This is a genomic window from Paraburkholderia sp. SIMBA_054, from assembly GCF_046534875.1.
Taxonomy (GTDB): domain Bacteria; phylum Pseudomonadota; class Gammaproteobacteria; order Burkholderiales; family Burkholderiaceae; genus Paraburkholderia; species Paraburkholderia hospita.
In genome coordinates this window covers 1-221 of record NZ_JAWRXV010001928.1, presented here as the reverse complement: position 1 = coordinate 221, position 221 = coordinate 1, and the positions used below count along the sequence as shown (strand labels likewise).

The window sequence follows — 221 nt, the reverse complement described above, 5'->3', positions numbered from 1 at the left end:
GGTGGCAGTGCGGGTGACTTCAAGGGTAGCAAGCGCAGCAACGAGACGCACCAGTCGAAGACCGATTCCGATGCGCGCCTTTATCGCAAAGGCAAGACGGCCAGTGAATTGCGGTACATGGGCCATACGCTGACCGATAATCGACACGGCCTGGTAGTCAACGCGCGCGTGACCAGTGCTGACGGGCACGCTGAACGCGAGGCGGCCAAGATCATGATCAA

1 pseudogene is annotated in these 221 nt (G+C 59.7%); it reads left to right on the top strand.

Going from position 1 to position 221, the window contains the following annotated elements:
• A pseudogene (locus SB822_RS61760) lies at nt 1-221 on the top strand (IS5/IS1182 family transposase); the annotation flags it as partial.